Here is a 17,956-nt window from a genome sequence, read left to right as displayed (position 1 = left end):
AAGTGTCACGCCATTGGACGATACGGCGTACAAAATCCTCGCGGTCCTGCGAGATAACGGTCGCATCTCGATAGCCGCGCTCGCGGAGAAGGTCGGGATCTCGCGTGCCAACGCCTACACGCGGGTCGAGGCCCTCGTGCAGGAGGGGGTCATCACGGGCTTCAGCGCGCAGGTCGACCATGCCCGCGCGGGACTGTCGATCGGGGCGCTGGTCTTCGTGACGGTCATGCCGCAGGCCTGGGCCTCGTTCCGCGACCGGGTCGTCGAGATGCCCGACGTGGAGTGGTGCGCGATCACCACCGGCGAGCACGACGCGATGCTGCTGATCCGCGCCGTCGACGTCAGCGGCGTGCACGAGTTCTCGACGGGCGTCATCGCACAGCTGCCCGAGGTGCGGACGGTGGTCAGCGTGGTCGTGCTCGACGAGGTCATCCGCCGCCCCTACCTGCTGCCCGCCGATCTGCCCGACCGCACGGCCACGAACACCCTGCTGGGCATGACGCGGTGGACGCCCGCGACCCCCGGCCGCGACACGCTGCCGCCCCGCTGAGTCAGGCGGAGATCTCCTCGCACACGCTCAGCTGGGGCGCTCCGTGCATCTCGTAGTGCTCGACGAGGCGGATGCCGCCGGCCTCGGTCAGCTCGAGATCGCTCTCGCCGTCTCCGGTGACCACGGTGCCGTCGGCGACCAGCACGTGCACGAACGACACCCAGATCTTGTCGGCGGTGCGCGTGCCCACGAACTTGCCGAAGGTCACGGTGTCTCCCTCGTACCCTCCCCAGATCGCCCCGTCGCGCTCGAAGTACTCGAAGATGCTGGGGGCCTCGGGATCGACGGCGGACGTGGTCGACGAGACCATGCGGAATCTGCGGCCGTCGAGGGAGGGGAGCGTGGCGGTCATCTGTCGATTATGGGGGTCGCCTCGATCGAGGCGACTCGCTCGGCCGCGAGACCGCACGGCACCCACCCATCCGGCGCGACGTAGCCTGGAGGGGTGAGCCTCCCCTTCGACGTCGCCGCCGTGCGCGCCGACTTCCCGATCCTCGAGACCGAGATCGACGGTCGGCCCCTCGTCTACCTCGACTCGGGCGCCACCAGCCAGAAGCCGCGCGCCGTGCTCGAGGCCGAACGCGAGTTCCTCGAGCAGGCGAACTCCGCCGTGCACCGCGGCGCCCACACCCTCGCCGCAGAGGCCACCGAGCTCTTCGAAGACGCGCGCGTCACCGTCGCCGAGTTCGTCGGCGCCGAGCCCGAGCAGCTCGTATGGACGAGCGGCGCGACGGCCGGGCTCAACCTCGTCGCCGGGTCGCTCGGCTACCGCGGCGACCTGCAGATGCGCGAAGGCGACGAGATCGTCGTGACCGAGGCCGAGCACCACGCCAACCTCATCCCCTGGCAGGAGCTCGCCGCCCGCACCGGTGCCCGCCTGCGCCATATCCCCGTGCTCGAAGACGGCATGCTCGACATGCACGCCGCGGCCGAGCTCATCGGCGAGCGCACCAAGGTCGTCGCCTTCCCGCACGTGTCGAACGTGCTCGGCATCGTGAACCCCGTCGCGAAGCTCGTCACCCTCGCTCGCGGCGTCGGCGCGCTGACCGTGCTCGACGCGTGCCAGTCGGCCCCTCATCTGCGCCTCGACCTGCCGGCATCCGGGGTCGACCTCGCCGTCTTCTCGGGCCACAAGGTCTACGGGCCCTACGGCATCGGGGCGCTCTGGGGTCGCGACGAGGTGCTCGAGGCGCTGCCGCCGTTCACCACGGGCGGGTCGATGATCACCACCGTCACCCTCGACCGGGCCGAGTACCTGCCCCCGCCGCAGCGCTTCGAGCCGGGCACGCAGCCGGTGTCGCAGGCGGTCGCCCTCGCCGCCGCCGTGCGCTGGCTCGGCGAGCACGACCTCGACGCCGCGCACGCGCACGAGGCCGCGCTCGAGAAGCGCCTGCGCGAGGGGCTGCGCTCGATCGACGGCATCCGTCTTCTCGGAGACACGGATGCCGCGGAGCGCGTCGCCCTGCAGGCCTTCGAGGTGCAGGGCGTTCACGCGCACGACGTGGGTCAGTTCCTCGACTCGCGCGGCGTCGCCGTGCGCGTCGGACACCACTGCGCGCAGCCCCTGCACCGCCGGTTCGGAATGACGGCGTCGGTGCGAGCGAGCGCCGCGATCCACACCACGGAGGCCGAGATCGACACCTTGCTCGACGCCGTCTCGGGCGTGCGCGGCTTCTTCGGCGTGGGGGCCGCGGCATGAGCGGGCTCGAGTCGCTCTATCAGGAGCTCATCCTCGACCACGCGAAGAACCGTCGCGGTTTCGGTCTGGCCGAACCCGGGGCGCACAGCGCGACCGTGCACCAGCGCAACCCGATCTGCGGCGACGAGATCACCCTGCGCGTCGACGTCGAGGGCGACCGGGTGGCATCCGTCACCTGGGAAGGCGCGGGCTGCTCGATCTCGCAGTCGTCTGCGTCGATGCTGGTCGCCCTGCTGCAGGAAGACGGCGGCGCCGAGGGCATGGCGAAGACCGACATCGAGGCGCTGATCACGCAGTTCCGTGAGGCGCTGCGCTCGCGCGGAAAGATCCCCCTCGACGAGGAGACCTTCGCCGACGCCGCCGCGCTGTCGGGGGTGTCGAAGTACACGGCCCGCGTGAAGTGCGCGATGCTCGCGTGGGTCGCGCTCGAAGAGGGGCTGCGGCAGGCCTGAGCGCGGCGGTACGCGCGGCGCAACCTCAGCGAAACGCACAAGCTCCGTCGGTATCCGCCGATCCGGGCTGAGAATGCGCGGATCGTGGAGGATACGCCCGGCCGACGCGCGGGCACGCGGCGCACAACGTCAGCGATACGCACAAGCTCCGTCGGCATCCGCCGATCCGGGCTGAGAATGCGCGGATCGCGGAGGATACGCGCGGCTCGAGGCGCGCTAGCCTTCCGTCAGACGTACGAGAGGGCAGATGCCATGGCCACCGGCGGAGCAGGATTCAGCGACGAAGAACGCGCGGCGATGAAGCAGCGCGCCGAAGAGCTCAAGGCCACGAAGGGCCTGAAGGGCGCGGCGAAGCTCGAGAAGGAGAACGAGGCCTGCCTCGAAGCGATCGACAAGCTCGAGGGCGTGGATCGCGCGATGGCCGAACGCCTGCACGTGATCGTGCTCGAAGAGGCCGCGCACCTCACGCCCAAGACGTACTACGGTTTCCCCGCCTACGCGAAGGACGGCAAGGTCGTCGTGTTCTACCAGCCGGCGTCGAAGTTCAAGACGCGGTACGGCACCGTCAGCTTCGACGACACCGCCCAGCTCGACGACGGACCCATGTGGCCGGTGTCGTTCGCGATCGCCGAGGTCACGGCCGAGGTCGAGAAGCGCATCCGCGAGGCCGTGCGCCGCGCGGCTCCCGCGGCCTGAGCCCGACGCCTCGGGCATTTCGGCGACGGATGCCGCGACCCCGGGCCACGGCATCCGCCGCGCTTCACGCCAAGACGACGCGCTCCATCCGCTCGAAGCTCTGCTCCATGCCGTCGACCATGCCGGTGGCGAGCACGGTGTCGCGGGTGACGGCGTCGGGGTACGCGATCAGCAGGGTGACGAGTGTGGCGCCGTCCTCCTCGTAGAACGACAGGTCGTTCGTCGTCGAGGGGAAGTCGGTGCCGGTCATGTGCTCGGTCTGCACGATGCGTCGCGGCTCGTCGACCAGCAGGGTCGTGCCATCGAAGCCGAAGCCCTCGCCCTCGGTGCCCGGTTCGGGTTCCCACGCGATGCGGTAGTCGCCGCCGACCGACACGTCGACGTCGGCCACGCTCATGCGCCAGCCATCGGGGCCGAGCATCCACTGCCGCATGAGGTCGGGGTCGACGTGCGCGCGCCAGACGAGCTCGCGCGGACCCTCGATCAGCCGGGTGATGCGCACGCGCTGGTCATCGAGGATCTCGAGCTGCGTCCCCGTGCCCTGGGCGAACTCCCGCAGCCCCTGCAGCACGGCGTCGAGCTGGTTGATGGCGAGGGTGGATCCCTCGACGGCCCCCATGGCGAGCACCTGTTCGAGCCCCTCGAGCGAGTCGAAGTACGTCACGTTCGTCAGGCGCGAGCCGGCATCCGTCTGCTCGAAGGCGAAGGTCATGCGCATCGCCGGCATGCCGGGGATCGCGTCGCCGTTCTCGTCGACGAACGAATCGACCACCTCGAATCCGCGCGGCTCGTCGATGTCGATGAACTCCCAGCTCCCCCGCGCGATCTCTCCGGTCGGGCTGGCCATCGCGTAGCGCGCGCGGCCTCCACGCTCGAAGTCGAAGCTGGCGAAGGTCGCCGGCCAGTTGGGAGGACCCCAGAAGCGCTCGAGCTGACGCGGGTCGGTGAAGACCTGCCAGAGGCGCTCGGGGCCGGCGGCGAAATCGGCGACCAGGGTCATGGTGAGCGCTTCGGCGTCGCTCTCGACGGATGTGACGGGCATGGCGGACTCCTTCGTCTAGCTCTCGTTCGGGGTGGGATCGGGCTCACTCAGCAGGGCGTCGAGCCGATCGATGCGGCCGCGCCAGAGGTCTTCGTACGACCGCAGTAGTTCTTGCGCCCGGGCGAGCGCGGCGGGATCGGCACGCACGAGTCGCACCCTCCCCTCCGCGCGTTTGGTGATCAGCCGCGCCTCGGCGAGCACGGCGATGTGCTTCGACACCGCGGCGAACGACATCGCGTAGGCCGCCGCGAGCTGCGTCACCGATTGCTCGGAGACGAGCGTGCGCCGCACGATGTCGCGCCGCGTGGCATCGGCGAGCGCGTGGAACACCCGGTCGATGTCGGCGTCACTCTGTTGTTCAACCATTTGGTTGCAAGTTAGCGCACAGGCTGCGCCTGCACAAGATCGAGGGCGGCTGTCACCTCGATGAGCGACTAAGCAAAGGATAAGCGTCTTTCCTTTGCTTAAATGGACGCGTGCGCACGGATGAAGGCAACGGCTGGCCGGCGATCGAGCATGAACCGAGACGGTGGGACCGTTCAGAGGGGCAGGTGGGCTCGCGCCACCAGCTCCGTCGCGCTGCCGGCCCCTACTTCGCAGCCGTTCCACCGCTCATCGCGCAGATCAGAGTCATGCTCGACCCCGAGGTGCTCGCCGCAGCCGATGAGGCAAGCCACGCCCTCGCCCGCTTCGATGCCGAGGCCGCCGCGCTCGTCGCACCGTTCCCGGCGATTCTCCTCCGGACCGAGTCCGCGTCGAGCTCCGAGGTGGAGAATCTGACGGCGGGAGCTCGACAGGTGGCTCTCGCTGAGATCGGCGCGGCGCGATCCGAGAACGCGCGCCTCATCGTCGCGAACACGCGCGCGATGGATGCCGCGATCGCAGTCAGCGCCGACTTGGACGAAGACGCAGTGATCGCCATGCAATCGGCGCTGATCCGGGATACGGCCCCGAGGTTCACCGGAGAATGGCGCGATGAGCAGGTGTGGATCGGCGGGGGCGCGGTATCGCCCCACGACGCCGACTTCATTCCGCCTCACCACGAGCGGGTACCGGCATTGATGCGGGATCTGATGGAGTTCGTCGACCGCACCGACGTTCCCGTGCTCGCGCAGGCCGCAATCGCGCACGCACAGTTCGAGACGATCCACCCGTTCCCCGACGGCAACGGCCGCACGGGCCGCGCCCTGATTCATGCGATGCTCCACCGCGGGGGACTCACCCGTAATCTCACCGTCCCCGTGTCTGCGGGGTTGCTGCGCGATCCTCGGGTCTATTTCCAGGCCCTCACGGACTACCGCGCCGGAGATGTGAACGCGATCGTGCACACCATCACCGAGGCCAGCTTCTCGGCGATCTCGAATGGGCGCCGCCTCGCCGCGGATCTCATCGGCATCCGCGAGAGATGGAACACGAGCGTGACGGCGCGGCCCGGCTCATCCACGCGCCGCTTGATGGAACTCCTGCCGTCGAAGCCCGTGGTGACCGCCGCCTCGATCGCCTCCGACCTCGGCGTCAGCACCGTGGCCGCAGGAACGGCGATCAACAAGCTCGTTGCCGTCGGGGTGCTGACCCAGGTTGGTGGGGGGAGTCGCTACCGCATCTGGCAATCGCCCGAGATCCTCGACGCCTTGGACGAGTTCGCTGCGCGAGCTCGGCGCGGACGCGCGTGAGAAGGCTGTTGTCGCTCGCGTTCACTCCACCCCGGGCAGCGCCTCGAGAGGCCCGTCCGGCAACACGACCCAGCCCTCGCGGCGCGCGACGGACAGCATGTCGGATGCCGGCTTCTCGAACGACCCGAGCGCTCCCGCGCGGGTGGCGAGAGCGGCGATGAGCGCGTCGAAAGCATCGGCTTTCGCGATCGCGAGCGGGGCGAACCCGCCGATGTCAAGCCAGGGCGCGCGCTCGCGCAGCGCGTGGAGAAGGATCGCGCGACGCGCGGCATCCACCCGGTAACCGGAGGTGTCGAACCCCCACCGGCGCAGCGATCCGCCGGGGTACACCTCGAACAGGCGCCCCTCCCCCGCCCGGTCGACCGGGAAGCCGACCGCCGCGAGACGCCGCAGCAGCCCCGCGCAGCGCAGCGCCGTCACGCCCAGCCGGTCGGTCGACACGCTCAGCGGCCAGCGGCCGATGCGCTCGCGCACGACGTGGTCGGTGTGGCGGTAGACGAGCTTCCGGCGCCAGTCGGCATGGCCCTCGACCGGTCCGAGCGACGGCTCCGCGTCGGCGTGGTGCGCCCCGACGAAGTCGACGAACGCGTCGGGCCAGCCCAGCGGGCAGTCGACGCCGAGCCACCCCTCGCCCGAGGCGACGGATGCCACGATGTCGGCATCCGTCATGCCGATCTCGAGGCGCTCGAGCCGGGCCGCACCGGCCGACCAGACGATCTCGGCGAGGGCGGTTCCGGGCGCTGCCGCGGCGAGGTCGACTCCGACGGTTCTCATCGCATCGAGCCTAGGCCGGGCGGGAAGGGGAACGGCCCGGACCACCGTGAGGTGACCCGGGCCGTCGTCCTGCGGGAGCGTCGCTCAGCCGAGGAAGGGCACGACGAACAGCGCGATCGTGATGACGGGTCCGATTACGACCATCGACAGACCCCAGATGGTGAGGTGCTTGTACAAGCGAGCGCGTTCGCTCTCGTGCGCCGAGGCGACGATGGTCGCACCGGTGGTCCCGAAGGGCGCGCAGTCGACGAGCGAGGCCGAGATGGCGAGCGCGTAGATGAAACCGGTCATCTCCAGACCGCCGCCGGGCAGCAGCAACGGAACGGCGAGCGGCACGAGGGCGCCGATGATGCCGATCGTCGAGGCGAAGGCCGAGACGAGACCGGCGATGATGCACAGCACCAGCGCGGCGATGAGCGGCTCGTTCACCGAGCGCGCGAACTCGCCCAGCTGATCGATCGCCCCGAGTCGGGTCAGCACACCGACGTACGTGATGATGCCGCCGAGCAGCAGGATCGTGTTCCAGTCGACCTTCGCAAGGCCCTCGCGACCGGCCTTCGGGTTGATGAAGGCGAGCAGCACGGCGAGGGTCAGCGCGACGGCACCGAGGTTGAGGTCGATGTCGTTCAGCGTGAGCGTGAAGAACGCGATGACGAGCACGGGGATCGAGACCAGCGTCATCAGCTGGTAGCCGGTGAGCTTCTCGGTCACGGTCTGCTCGAGCAGGGCCGTGCCGCCGCTGCGGGGGCGAGTGCTGAAGCCGGTGCCGGCGACGCCGTCGGATCCTCCGGTGCCGAGTTCGCCGGATGCCGCCTTGGCGGCGCGACCGCGGGCGATGAGCTCGCGTCCACCGAACATGAGGAACGCGACGGCGACGATGACGGTGTTGATGCCGACCGAGAGGCCGAACATGAGAGCGGCGTTGTAGGGGATGCCCGCGGAGGTGGCCACCGTGAGCACGGTGATGCCGACGATGCTCGTGGGCGCGAGGGCGCCACCGACGATCGCGGAACTCATCGCGATGCCCATCATCGTGGAGTGGATGCGGTGCTTGTGCGCGAGGCTCATCGCGATCGGCACGAGGGTGAACGCCGCGTGCGAGGTGCCGAGGCACGCGACCAGCGTGCCGACGGCGAACATCGCCCAGGGGATGAGCGCGACCCGGTCTCCGATGAGGCGCACCGAGCGGTCGACCAGCCAATCGATCGTGCCGACGGCGCGGGCGATACCGAAGAGGTACGTGATGCCGAGCAGGATCAGCAGGGCGTCGACGGGGAAGCCGCCGAGCACGTCGTCGAGCGATTCGCCGACGAGCAGCACGCCGATCACGCAGGCCGCCACCAGGGCGAGGGCGCCCATGTGCACGTTGCGGATGGCCGAGATGGCGAACACCGCGACGAGCACGATGAGGGCGATGATCTCCACGTTCACGAGATCACCCCGCGCGGGGCGAGGGGGATGGTCTGGGCACGGTGCATCGTCGTCGATCTCCTGGTGGTCGGGGGTGAGGGGTCAGACTCCGAGCGCGAGCCCGGAGAGGTAGGCGGATGCCGCGGGCTCGTGCACACCGTCGAGATCGGCGAAGTGCACGAGCTCCCCGGCGGCGACATCGCGGCGCAGACGCGCGCCCGAGAGCAGGTAATAGGGGGCGATCTCGCCCGCGTCGGGGGCGACGATCACGGGAGCGACACCGGAGATCTCGTGATGGTGCCCCTCGACGCGGAACGGGGTTCCGGCGGCGAGGTCGGTGGACGCGCGGGCGGCGAGCACCGTGTGCTGGCGCGGCTCGGGCATCGCGGCCGTGTCGTCGACCGCGGCGGCGATGGTGAGCGGCGTCTCGATGCCCATGAAGTGGTACGGCCAGTAGATGCAGGCGTAGCGGCCGTCTCGGCTCACGACATGACCCTTCCCGCGGAGGGTCTCCCACGTGACGTCGTCACCCGTGCGGACGATCGCGAAGACCCCGCCGGCGAAGCTCGCCTCGCCGGGCAGGCGCAGCATCGAGAAAACGTCGATCACCCCGGTGGTGCCCAGGATGCCACCGTCGGCGCGCTCGGCGTACACGTCGGCGAGCTCGTCCGGACGTACGACGGGGTAGTGCATGGTCTCGACGTCGGCGGTCGCTCCGGTGTACAGCGACACCACGTTCATCTCGCAGGAGTCGGCCGCAGCCGCGCGCTTGAGGCCCGATACGGCCTCGGCACGGGCGGCGAGAGTGGCGCTGAGGTCGTCACCGCGGCCGAGCAGGCCGGCCAGTGCGGGAGCCTGCTGTTCGACCCCGTTCTGGTTCACGATCCCGGTCGCAGGGTCGAATACGAGGTCGTACTCGCCCGACTTGCCGAGGGCGACGATGTCGAATCCGGTCGCGAGCACCCAGTCGACCAGGCGCAGCAAGTTCGCGGGCTGATCTCCGTCGCCGGGGAGGTACCGCAGGCCGCGCTCACGCGCCTTGGCACTGAGGGCGACGCCCGCGATCGTCTCGACCTCTTTGCTGACCATCACGACGTGGGTGCCGTTGTCGAGCGCGGTGTCTGCGTACGAGAAGCCGGCGTCGATGCGACCGGTCGCCTCGACGAGCACGTCGACGTGCGACCAGGCGACGTGGGCGGCGTCGGCGACGACGGCGGTGCGCCCGGCGTCGACCGCGGCTGCGGCCTCCGCGGCACCCGTCGCCGTCACCACATCGTCACCCGTCATCCCGAGGTCGGCGAGCATCCGGCGGACGCCGTCGACGTCGGGGTCGACGAGCTGGGCCGCCGCCATGTCGGGGAGGCGACGAAGCTGGTCGAGCAGCGTGCGGCCGTACCCTCCGTTCGCGCCGGTCACCGCGATGCGGATGGGGGCCGGACGGCGCTGTGCCGAGCTGTGGATCACCGTTGTTCCTCTTACGTCGTCGAAAGTCGTGGGGTGCGTCGGGGAGCGCACCTGGTGCTCCGCAACTGTAACGCCGTCTCACAAATTGTCAAAGTATTTTCTCAAATCTTCACATACACTGAGATGGGCCGTGGTTGCGGCCCACTCTCGATGAAAAGGTTCCCCATGCACATCGGCGCCATCGCTGACGACTTCACCGGAGCGACCGACCTCGCCACCGCTCTGCGGGAGCGGGGACTGCGCACTGCTGTCGTCATCGGCGACAACGACGTCCCCGCCGACCACGATGCGGTGGTCGTCGCTCTGAAATCGCGCACCGCCCCCGTCGCCCAGGCCGTGGCCGACTCGCTCGAGGCCGGCACGCGCCTCGTCGCCGCGGGTGCCGAGCGCCTCTACGTGAAGTACTGCTCCACGTTCGACTCCACCGACGAGGGCAACATCGGCCCCGTGCTCGACGCGGTTGTCTCGATGGCCGGCGCCGACCGCACCATCGTCGTCCCGTCCTTCCCCGCGAACGGACGCACCGTGCGCGACGGGAGCCTGTACGTGAATGGCACGCTGCTCGAGCACTCCTCGATGCGCCACCACCCGCTGACGCCGATGACGAAGTCGCGCCTGCGCGACATCCTCGCCCCACAGACCGCCGCGACGCTGACCGAGATCGGCCGCGACACCGTGCGCGCGGGAACCGACGCCCTCCGCGCCGCGATCGACGAAGCGGAGCCGGGATATCTGATCGTCGACGCCGAGACCGACGACGACCTCGCCGTGATCGCCGCGGCATCTCGCCATCTGCGCGTGCTTTCCGGAGGCGCGGCCCTCGCGGCGCACCTCGACGCCCCCGCCGACGCCGCCGCCATGCTGTTCCCGGTCGTCGGACGAGGCAGGCTCGTGGTGTGCGGCTCCGCCTCTGCGGCGACGCGCGCGCAGATCGCCGCCGCCGTCGGGCAGGGCGCCACGATGCGGCGCGTGGATCTGGATGCCGCGGCGTCCGACCCCGACGCCGAGATCGCAGCCCTCGTCGCCTGGGTGCGGGACCTCCCGCCGACGGAGTTGCCGCTCATCTGCTCGGTCACCGAGCTCGCCGACATCCGCCGAGACGCCTCCGCGACCGCCGACGCCGTCGAGCACGTACTCTCGGCCGTCGTGGCCGATCTGGTCTCGACGGGCGACATCCACCGGGTCGTCGTCGCCGGAGGCGAGACCAGCGGTGCCGTCGTGCAGGCGCTGGGCGTCTCGAGTCTCGAGATCGGCCCACAACTCGCGCCCGGAGTGTGCTGGAGCGCCGGCCAGGCGGCATCCGGAGACACCGTCGCCCTCGTCCTCAAGAGCGGCAACTTCGGCGGGACCGATCTGTTCACCGCTGCCTGGGAGGCCATCGCATGAGCGCCCTCGATGACCTCATCGCCGCCGGCCGCGCCCTGGTCGACGCTGGCCTCAGCCCCGGCACCTCGGGCAACGTCAGCGTGCGCGACGGCGACCGGCTGCTCATGTCGGGCACCGGAACCCGCCTGGGTGCCCTGACCCCCGAGGACATCGCCGTCCTCACCCTCGCCGGCGAGATCGTCGGCGGCGCCCGCCCCTCGAAGGAGGTGCCGCTGCACGTCGCGATGTACGCGCGCAATCCCGAGCACCGTGCCGTCGTGCACGTGCACTCCCCCTCGACCGTGGCCGTGTCGTGCCTCGAGCCCTGGGCGCCCCACTCCGCCGTTCCCCCGCTGACGCCGTACTCGCTCATGCGCGTGGGCCAGGTGCCGCTGCTCGACTTCGTGCCCCCGGGCGACCCCGCGATGGGAGCCCTGATCACGGACTGCCCCGTGCCCTTCCGCGCCGCCCTGCTCGCCAACCACGGCGCCGTCGTGAGCGCAGCGGAGGCCGCGGCGGCGGTCGACAGCACGATCGAGCTCGAAGAGGCCTGCCGCATCACCCTGCTCACGGACGGTCGACAGCGACGCCTCATCGCCCCGGAGCGAGTGGCCGAGATCACCGCCCGCTGGGGGACCCCGTGGACCGCGACCGCTTCAGTAAGCTGAGCGGGACCGAAGGACGACGATGACCGAAGCCGCTCCGATGATCCCCGATCAGCGCCGGGAGAGCATCGTCCAGGCCCTGCATCGCGAACGCGTCCTCAGCTTCCGCCAGTTGAGCGATCTGGTGGGCGTGAGCCAGATGACCGTGCGCCGCGACGTCGCCGTGCTCGAGGAGCAGGGTCTCGTGCAGGCCACCACCGGTGGAGCGAAGCTCGTCAGCCGGCTCGTGCTCGAGCCCTCGCGCGCCGAGAAGGCCACGAGCGAGATCGCCGAGAAGACGGCCATCGCGCGCGCCGCGGCGACCCGCGTGCGCGACACCATGACGATCTACCTCGACGCCGGCACCACGGCGCAGGCCATGCGTCCGTTCCTCGAGCATGTGCGCGATCTCACGGTGGTGACGAACGACATCGCCACCGTGCAGACCTTTCTCGACCACCCCTCGGCCGACCTCATCTCGGTCGGCGGCCGGGTGGATCGCACGAACCTGTCGACGATCGGGCGCCTGACCCGCCTCACCCTCGCCGAGCTCTCGCTCGACCTCGCCTTCATCTCGTCGAGCTCCTGGGACCTCGGCCACGGAGTCACGACTCCCGTCGAGGCCAAGATCGAGGCGAAGCGGGCGGCGGTCGAGGCCGCCGAGCGCGCAGTGCTGGTCGCCGACAGCTCGAAATACGGCCGGTTCGCCAAATACCGCGCCCTTCGTCTCGCCGAGGTGGCCGAGGTGATCACCGACGCAGCACTGCCCGACAGCGCCGCCGAAGCTATCGCGGCCACCGGCATCGAGGTCGTCCGCGCGTAGGCGCCCGTCAAGACGCCGCTGAATCGGCCCGCGACCTGGGAGGATCAGCACATGGCAGACGAGGACCTCCCCGATTCGCTCGAACCGGCGATCCACGTTCCGCCGCGCGACGAGCCCCCTGCTCCGCCGACACCCAAGGGCGATCTGCGGGTCGTATCGATCATCGCGCTCGTCACCGGCGTGATCGTGATCGCCTGGTATCTGTTCCTCGTGACGGCGAGCGCGATCGCCCACCTCGAGAACGTGGCGTGGATCCAGATCGGCATGTGGGTGCTCGCGCTGGTGTCGTTCGTCTGCGGCATCCTGAGCCTGAATGCGCGCATGGCGCGCGAACTCGCCGCGGCGGGCTTCATCGCGGGGGTCGCCGCGGGGCTGTTGTCGATCTCGATCGGGTTCTTCAGCGGACTCGAGCTGCTGAGCTGAGCGGAATACCGCCCGTCGCGCGGCGGTTCTCGCCCTCATGACGCCGGATGCCGCTCTGGAACGTGCCCTGTCGAGCATCGACGTGCGGCCGGGCCACGCCTGGCGGCAATCGCTCGCCGCGGGCGGCACCCTGTCGCTGAAACGCGGCGAGGCGGCGATCGTCTACCTGCGCGAAGGCGAGATCACCGGACGCACCGGCGCGCGTTCCGCCTGCACCGTCGATGCCGCCTCCGGTGAGGCGGCCACCCTCGACGGGGGCCGCACCCTCCTCGCCGGAGACGCGCTGATCTCGCTCGGCTGCCACGCCGTCGCCGTGTCGTCGCAGTCGGGCGCCGAGGTGACGGTGGTGCCGCTCGAGGTCGTCCCCACTCTCGACACGCGCGCTCTTCCACCCCTGATCTTCGTCGGCGGTTTCGCCGGTGCCGAACCGGCCGCCGCCGGACTCGCCGCCCACCTGGGTCTGCCGAAGCCGGGCACCGGTCGCCAGGGCGATGAGACGATCTGCCGACTCATGGTCACGACCGTGCTGCTGTCGGCGCTACGCACGTGGGCCTCGACCCAGCGCGAGGCGTCGTGGCCGCCGCTCAGCGACGATCCGTTCCTCACCCGCGTGGTCGCGGCCGTCGCCGACGATCCCGGGCACGAGTGGACCCTCGACCAGCTCGCAGCGCTCGGTGCGATGTCGCGGTCGGTGTTCGCCGCGCGCTTCCGCGAGGTGTTCGGCACCTCGCCCGCCTCATACGTGACCGAGGTGCGCATGCGCCGGGCTAAGGAGCTCCTCGACGCCGGCACCTCGGTGTCGGAGACGTCGCGATCGCTCGGCTACGGCTCGGATGAAGGCTTCCGGCGCGCGTTCCGCCGCCACACCGGTGTCGCCCCCTCGGCCTGGCGTACCGCCGGGCGACCGCTGACCGTCTGACGCGGTCCCGTCGGTCGCGGCGACGACCCCTTCGCGCAAGGGGACGAGCGGCCCATCGACAGCCTCCGCGGGGAGGTGCGCTGAGCCGCTCGCCTCTGTTCAGACGCGCGCGGGTCGGCGCGAGCGCAGGGAGAGCCCGAACAGCACGGCCCCGATGATGAGGAGCGCGATGCCGATGGCATCCGCCGCGAACACCCCTGCGGCGTCGACGAGGATGCCGCCGGCCCCCGCCGCGATGGTGATCGCCAGCTGGAAACCGGTGACGACGAGGCTTCCGCCCGCCTCCAGACGGTCGGGCATGAAGTGCCCCACCCAGGTGTTCACGATGATCAGCCACGACGAGAAGAAGAAGCCCCACACCAGCACGGCCGCGGCCACCGCGGCGAAGGCTCCGGGCAGAAGGGCGACCGCCGCGATCGCCAGCGCGATGGCCAGGGGCCCGATGACCGCGAGGCGGGCGAACGCTCGGTCGACGACCATGCCGACGGCGATGTTACCGACGAACCCGCCGACACCGAAGAGGGCGAGCAGCAGCACGATCGTGCCGGCGGTGACGTCGGGGATGCGCTCGAGCGAGAGGCGCACGTACGTGTAGGCGAGGAAGTGGCCGAGCACGACGAGCACGTGACCTGCCATTGCGCCCAAGACGCCGGGGCGGCGCAGGGTGTCGCCCAGGATGCGCAGGCTCGACGCGGCGGCCGGCGGCACGGGCGGCAGCACGATCCGCACGGCGACGCCGACGAGAGCGGTGGCGACGGCGATGAGCAGGAACGCGAGCCGCCAGTCGAGCGCCTCGCTGAGGGCGACTCCGATCGGCACGCCCACCACCGTGGCCAGCGACAGGCCTGCCGAGCCGAACATCATCGCCCGACCGATGCGGTCGGGGCTCGACAGGCGCGCGGCGACGGTGATCGACATGGACCAGAACGCGCTGATGGCGGCACCCAGCAAGAACCGTGCGATCAGGATCGCGGGGAGGCTCGGGGCGATCGCCACCACGAGGCTCGAGATCGCGGCCGACGCCGCCGCGGCGACCAGGAGCGAGCGGCGATCGAGCCGCGGCAGCAACAGCCCCACGGTCGGGGCGAACAGGAGTCCGGCGAGAGCGGTGACGGTGACGGTCTGGCCCGCCTGCCCCGGTGTCACGCCGAGGGCGGCGGCCATCTCGGTCAGCACGCCGTTGGGGAGGAACTCGGCCGTGACGAGCAGGAAGCTCAGCAGCATCACGACGACGAGCCCGCCGTAACGCATCACGGGGACCCCCGCGACGGGGGTGGGAACGGGGGCGGTGGTGGTCATGCTCCGATGTTGGTCCGGCGCGGGAGCGGGCGCCCGACCGTTCGTCCGCGGCATCCGACCGATCGTCCGGGCGGCCGGTCCCCGCCGCCGTCCTGCGGATCCCGACCTCGACACGCCGTCCCGCCCGCCCGTTCTCGCGGCGCGTCGCCCGCGGCATCCGCACGACGGCACCGGGCGGCGGCCGACGGCCCCGGATCACCCCGCGAACGGCCGCCCGACGTACCGCGCGGCGGGGCGGATGATCTTCGGGTCGGCCGCCTGCTCGAGCACGTGCGCGCTCCAGCCGATCGTGCGGGCCAGCGCGAAGGTGGGCGTGAACATCTCGCGCGGAATCCCGCACTCTTCCATCACCACCGCCGCATAGAACTCGACGTTGGCGTGTAGAGGGCGTTCCGGATGCCGTGCCGCGAGCTGCCGCTCCGCCTCGACCTGGAACGCGAGAGCCTGCGCGACGCGCGGGCCGCCGAACTGCTCGGCGACGCCGTGCAGCAGCTCGGACCGCGGGTCGCTCGTGCGGTACACCGCGTGCCCGAAGCCCATCAGACGCCGCCCGGCCTGCAGCTCCCCCGCGATCCACTCCGCCGGGTCGTCGCCGGCACGGTCGAGGCCGTCGAGCGCGCGGGCCGGGGCTCCCCCGTGCAGCGGCCCCGACAGGGCGCCGAGGGCGCCGGTGAGGCACGACGCCATGTCGGCCCCGGTCGACGCGATGACCCGGGCCGTGAAGGTCGAGGCGTTGAAGCCGTGGTCCATCGCCGCGATCAAGTAGGCCGACAGGGCGCGCACGTGCCGCTCGTCGGGGTCGTGCCCGGTGACCCGCGCGAGGTAGTCCGCGACGATCCCGCGCCCGGTCGATGCGTCGCCCGGGGCGAGGGCGAGCGGCGCCATGGCCGCGAACGCGATCGCCTCGTCGAGCCGGGCGGCGGGGTCGAGGTCGTACAGCGGCGTCGACGAGCGGGCGGATGCCGCGAGCGTCCACACCGCGCGTAGCGCCGCGAGCGGCTGGCCGGTGCGCGCGGCGACGGCGGTGATCAGCTCGGGGAGGCGGGGATCGCCCTGCGCCGCGGTCACGCGGGCGGCGAAGGAGGCTCGGGCCGTGGCATCCGGAAGCTCTCCGACCACCAGCAGATGCCAGACGTCTTCGAACGAGTGCGACCGCGCAAGGTCGACGGCCGCGTGACCGCGGTAGTGGTACCAGCCCGCCTCGCCGTTGACGTCGCTGATGGTCGTCTCGGCCGCGACAACGCCGTTCAGGCCGCGGGGCACATCGATCAGGTCGCTCATGGGCTCAGTGTGCGAACCTGACGGTCACAGCGTCAACGTTGATCGGATCAATATGACCCTCCCCCGCCTGACCGCCGCGCAGGTCGCCGCCCGCCTCGGCGTCAAACCCGAGACCGTCTACGCCTACGTTTCACGCGGACTGCTGACCCGCGAGCGCGACGCGCACGGCTCGAGTTTCGACGCCCTCGAGATCGAGGCCTTCGCCGCCGCCCGCCGACGCACGCCCGCCCGCACGCCGACGCACCCCACGACCGGCATGCCGCTGGGGGTGGTGCAGACGCAGATCGCCGACATCGAAGACGGCGAGCTGTTGTACGGCGGTCGCCGTGCCCGCGACCTGATCGGCACCCCGTTCGCCGAGGCCGTCGCGTGGTTGTGGGGCGCGGAGCGGGTGGATGCGCCGGATACCGCGATCGGTAGCGCCCGCGCGATGGTCGAGGCCCTCCCCCTGCACGCCGGGGCCATGGACCGCCTCCGCGCCGCGGTGACGGGCTTCGCGGCCGACGACCCGCTGCGTTACGACGCGTCGGCGGCGACCGCCCACCGCATCGGCTGGACGCTGATCACCGGCCTCCCCGTCGCCCTGGGAGGCACCCCCGACGTCGAGCTCGCGCGCTCGCTCGTCAGCGGCTGGAGGGGATCGGCGGATGCCGCGACGCTGGGCGCCGTCAACGCCGCGCTCGTACTGCTCATGGACCACGACCTTGCCGTGTCGACGTTCGCCGCGCGAGTTGCGGCCTCGGCGCGCGCCGACGCGTACGCCGCGCTCAGCGCGGCCCTCGGAGCGGCGGATTCCCCGCTGCACATCTCGGCGGCGACGCGCACCGCCCGCCTGCTCACCCGCGTGCGGCGCGGACAGGAACCCGAGCGCGCCCTCGCGGAAACGCTGCGCGAGGGCAGCGGCATCCCGGGCTTCGGCCACCCGCTCTACCGCGACGGCGACGACCGAGCCGACGCGCTGTTCCCGCTGATCGCCGCGCTCCCCGACGGGGCCTCGGCGATGGATGCCGTCGAGCGCCTCTCGGCCGTCGTCACCGACCGCACGGGGCTCCGGCCCAACGTCGACCTCGCGCTGGCGGCCCTGGTGTCGGCCGCGCGCCTGCCCGACGACGCCGCGAGCACGATCTTCGTGCTCGGGCGGATCGCGGGGTGGACCGCACACATCGCCGCCGAGTACGCCGAGCCCGCGATGCGCCTGCGCCCCCGCGGCCAGTACGTGGGGCCGTGAGGCGGGCTTCGACAAGCTCAGCCACCCCGATGGGAGGTCCCCCAGCCTGTCGAAGGGAGGTCCCTGAGCCTGTCGAAGGGAGGTCCCTGAGCTTGTCGAAGGGAGGTCCCTGAGCCTGTCGAAGGGAGGTCCCTGAGCCTGTCGAAGGGAGGTCCCTGAGCCTGTCGAAGGGAGGTCCCTGAGCCTGTCGAAGGGAGGTCCCTGAGCCTGTCGA

19 protein-coding genes are annotated in these 17,956 nt (G+C 71.0%); 11 read left to right on the top strand and 8 right to left on the bottom strand.

What is annotated here, in order from left to right; genetic code table 11:
* Positions 1–13: 13 nt before the first annotated feature.
* Positions 14–550, top strand: coding sequence for an Lrp/AsnC family transcriptional regulator (locus LPW41_RS02040; RefSeq protein ID WP_144830646.1), 537 nt, complete (start codon positions 14–16; stop codon positions 548–550).
* A 1-nt stretch (position 551) separates the two neighbouring features.
* Here LPW41_RS02040 and LPW41_RS02035 read toward each other — a convergent pair whose 3' ends face one another.
* Entirely contained in the window at positions 552–902 is a 351-nt protein-coding gene (locus LPW41_RS02035; protein WP_230703979.1) for a hypothetical protein, read from the bottom strand.
* 93 nt (positions 903–995) lie between these two features.
* On the opposite strand from LPW41_RS02035, the gene LPW41_RS02030 reads away from it, so the two are divergent.
* From LPW41_RS02030 to LPW41_RS02020, 3 genes are all read left to right on the top strand, one after another.
* On the top strand, positions 996–2,249 hold the full coding sequence (locus tag LPW41_RS02030) for an aminotransferase class V-fold PLP-dependent enzyme (RefSeq protein WP_230703978.1): 1,254 nt from the start codon (positions 996–998) through the stop codon (positions 2,247–2,249).
* Positions 2,246–2,701 (top strand): Fe-S cluster assembly sulfur transfer protein SufU, encoded by a 456-nt coding sequence (gene sufU, locus LPW41_RS02025; protein WP_230703977.1) that lies wholly within the window; start codon positions 2,246–2,248, stop codon positions 2,699–2,701. Before LPW41_RS02030 ends, sufU begins: the two co-directional genes overlap by 4 nt.
* 252 nt (positions 2,702–2,953) lie before the next feature.
* A complete protein-coding gene (locus tag LPW41_RS02020) occupies positions 2,954–3,397 on the top strand; it encodes a hypothetical protein (RefSeq protein ID WP_154096949.1) in 444 nt (147 codons plus the stop codon).
* A gap of 64 nt (positions 3,398–3,461) precedes the next feature.
* Here the strand turns inward: LPW41_RS02020 and LPW41_RS02015 are convergent, their stop codons facing one another.
* The gene (locus LPW41_RS02015) at positions 3,462–4,439 is read right to left on the bottom strand and encodes an SRPBCC family protein (RefSeq protein WP_144830656.1); all 978 of its coding nucleotides are present in this window, start codon (positions 4,437–4,439) and stop codon (positions 3,462–3,464) included.
* 15 nt (positions 4,440–4,454) lie between these two features.
* Positions 4,455–4,805: a helix-turn-helix transcriptional regulator gene (locus tag LPW41_RS02010; RefSeq protein ID WP_144830659.1), complete on the bottom strand. Its 351-nt coding sequence runs from the start codon at positions 4,803–4,805 to the stop codon at positions 4,455–4,457.
* Positions 4,806–5,305: 500 nt separating this feature from the next.
* Between LPW41_RS02010 and LPW41_RS02005 the strand changes: the two genes are divergently transcribed.
* A complete protein-coding gene (locus LPW41_RS02005) occupies positions 5,306–6,112 on the top strand; it encodes a Fic family protein (protein WP_230703976.1) in 807 nt (268 codons plus the stop codon).
* A 21-nt stretch (positions 6,113–6,133) separates the two neighbouring features.
* Here LPW41_RS02005 and LPW41_RS02000 read toward each other — a convergent pair whose 3' ends face one another.
* From LPW41_RS02000 to LPW41_RS01990, 3 genes are all read right to left on the bottom strand, one after another.
* On the bottom strand, positions 6,134–6,886 hold the full coding sequence (locus tag LPW41_RS02000) for a DUF429 domain-containing protein (protein WP_230703975.1): 753 nt from the start codon (positions 6,884–6,886) through the stop codon (positions 6,134–6,136).
* A gap of 84 nt (positions 6,887–6,970) precedes the next feature.
* Positions 6,971–8,317, bottom strand: coding sequence for an SLC13 family permease (locus LPW41_RS01995; RefSeq protein ID WP_144830668.1), 1,347 nt, complete (start codon positions 8,315–8,317; stop codon positions 6,971–6,973).
* Between the two features lie 81 nt (positions 8,318–8,398).
* Positions 8,399–9,760 carry a homoserine dehydrogenase gene (locus tag LPW41_RS01990; protein ID WP_230703974.1) on the bottom strand — a complete coding sequence of 454 codons (1,362 nt, stop codon included), beginning with the start codon at positions 9,758–9,760 and terminating at the stop codon, positions 8,399–8,401.
* 165 nt (positions 9,761–9,925) lie between these two features.
* Here LPW41_RS01990 and otnK point away from each other — a divergent pair, with 165 nt between their 5' ends.
* Genes otnK through LPW41_RS01965 form a run of 5 tightly spaced genes read left to right on the top strand, consistent with a single transcriptional unit; the run spans position 9,926 to position 13,934 of the window.
* On the top strand, positions 9,926–11,146 hold the full coding sequence (otnK, locus tag LPW41_RS01985) for a 3-oxo-tetronate kinase (RefSeq protein WP_230703973.1): 1,221 nt from the start codon (positions 9,926–9,928) through the stop codon (positions 11,144–11,146).
* Positions 11,143–11,793: a class II aldolase/adducin family protein gene (locus tag LPW41_RS01980; protein ID WP_144830673.1), complete on the top strand. Its 651-nt coding sequence runs from the start codon at positions 11,143–11,145 to the stop codon at positions 11,791–11,793. The genes otnK and LPW41_RS01980 overlap by 4 nt, the downstream gene beginning before the upstream one ends.
* 19 nt (positions 11,794–11,812) lie before the next feature.
* Entirely contained in the window at positions 11,813–12,592 is a 780-nt protein-coding gene (locus LPW41_RS01975; RefSeq protein WP_144830676.1) for a DeoR/GlpR family DNA-binding transcription regulator, read from the top strand.
* A 51-nt stretch (positions 12,593–12,643) separates the two neighbouring features.
* The gene (locus tag LPW41_RS01970; RefSeq protein ID WP_144830680.1) at positions 12,644–13,015 is read left to right on the top strand and encodes a hypothetical protein; all 372 of its coding nucleotides are present in this window, start codon (positions 12,644–12,646) and stop codon (positions 13,013–13,015) included.
* A 37-nt stretch (positions 13,016–13,052) separates the two neighbouring features.
* Positions 13,053–13,934, top strand: coding sequence for a helix-turn-helix transcriptional regulator (locus LPW41_RS01965; RefSeq protein WP_230703972.1), 882 nt, complete (start codon positions 13,053–13,055; stop codon positions 13,932–13,934).
* 99 nt (positions 13,935–14,033) lie between these two features.
* Here the strand turns inward: LPW41_RS01965 and LPW41_RS01960 are convergent, their stop codons facing one another.
* Together LPW41_RS01960 and LPW41_RS01955 are read right to left on the bottom strand one after the other, a co-directional pair.
* Entirely contained in the window at positions 14,034–15,233 is a 1,200-nt protein-coding gene (locus tag LPW41_RS01960; protein WP_230703971.1) for an MFS transporter, read from the bottom strand.
* Positions 15,234–15,428: 195 nt separating this feature from the next.
* The gene (locus tag LPW41_RS01955; RefSeq protein ID WP_230703970.1) at positions 15,429–16,514 is read right to left on the bottom strand and encodes a citrate/2-methylcitrate synthase; all 1,086 of its coding nucleotides are present in this window, start codon (positions 16,512–16,514) and stop codon (positions 15,429–15,431) included.
* Positions 16,515–16,566: 52 nt separating this feature from the next.
* Here LPW41_RS01955 and LPW41_RS01950 point away from each other — a divergent pair, with 52 nt between their 5' ends.
* Complete coding sequence (locus tag LPW41_RS01950; protein WP_230703969.1) at positions 16,567–17,742, top strand: citrate synthase; 1,176 nt, start codon at positions 16,567–16,569, stop codon at positions 17,740–17,742.
* Positions 17,743–17,956: the final 214 nt, after the last annotated feature.

Source organism: Microbacterium sp. JC 701, from assembly GCF_021026215.1.
GTDB lineage: Bacteria > Actinomycetota > Actinomycetes > Actinomycetales > Microbacteriaceae > Microbacterium > Microbacterium algihabitans.
The sequence above is the reverse complement of the archived record's forward strand: the minus strand, read 5'-3'. Positions and strand labels throughout refer to the sequence as shown.

Coding starts and splice junctions, on each gene's coding strand:
- LPW41_RS01955 (WP_230703970.1), bottom strand. CDS start 16,514: ATGAGCGACCTGATCGATGTGCCCCGCGGCCTGAACGGCGTTGTCGCG.
- LPW41_RS01975 (WP_144830676.1), top strand. CDS start 11,813: ATGACCGAAGCCGCTCCGATGATCCCCGATCAGCGCCGGGAGAGCATC.
- LPW41_RS01960 (WP_230703971.1), bottom strand. CDS start 15,233: ATGACCACCACCGCCCCCGTTCCCACCCCCGTCGCGGGGGTCCCCGTG.
- LPW41_RS01970 (WP_144830680.1), top strand. CDS start 12,644: ATGGCAGACGAGGACCTCCCCGATTCGCTCGAACCGGCGATCCACGTT.
- LPW41_RS01965 (WP_230703972.1), top strand. CDS start 13,053: ATGACGCCGGATGCCGCTCTGGAACGTGCCCTGTCGAGCATCGACGTG.
- LPW41_RS02005 (WP_230703976.1), top strand. CDS start 5,306: ATGGATGCCGCGATCGCAGTCAGCGCCGACTTGGACGAAGACGCAGTG.
- otnK (WP_230703973.1), top strand. CDS start 9,926: ATGCACATCGGCGCCATCGCTGACGACTTCACCGGAGCGACCGACCTC.
- LPW41_RS01980 (WP_144830673.1), top strand. CDS start 11,143: ATGAGCGCCCTCGATGACCTCATCGCCGCCGGCCGCGCCCTGGTCGAC.
- LPW41_RS02015 (WP_144830656.1), bottom strand. CDS start 4,439: ATGCCCGTCACATCCGTCGAGAGCGACGCCGAAGCGCTCACCATGACC.
- sufU (WP_230703977.1), top strand. CDS start 2,246: ATGAGCGGGCTCGAGTCGCTCTATCAGGAGCTCATCCTCGACCACGCG.
- LPW41_RS02020 (WP_154096949.1), top strand. CDS start 2,954: ATGGCCACCGGCGGAGCAGGATTCAGCGACGAAGAACGCGCGGCGATG.
- LPW41_RS02010 (WP_144830659.1), bottom strand. CDS start 4,805: ATGGTTGAACAACAGAGTGACGCCGACATCGACCGGGTGTTCCACGCG.
- LPW41_RS01950 (WP_230703969.1), top strand. CDS start 16,567: ATGACCCTCCCCCGCCTGACCGCCGCGCAGGTCGCCGCCCGCCTCGGC.
- LPW41_RS02035 (WP_230703979.1), bottom strand. CDS start 902: ATGACCGCCACGCTCCCCTCCCTCGACGGCCGCAGATTCCGCATGGTC.
- LPW41_RS02000 (WP_230703975.1), bottom strand. CDS start 6,886: ATGAGAACCGTCGGAGTCGACCTCGCCGCGGCAGCGCCCGGAACCGCC.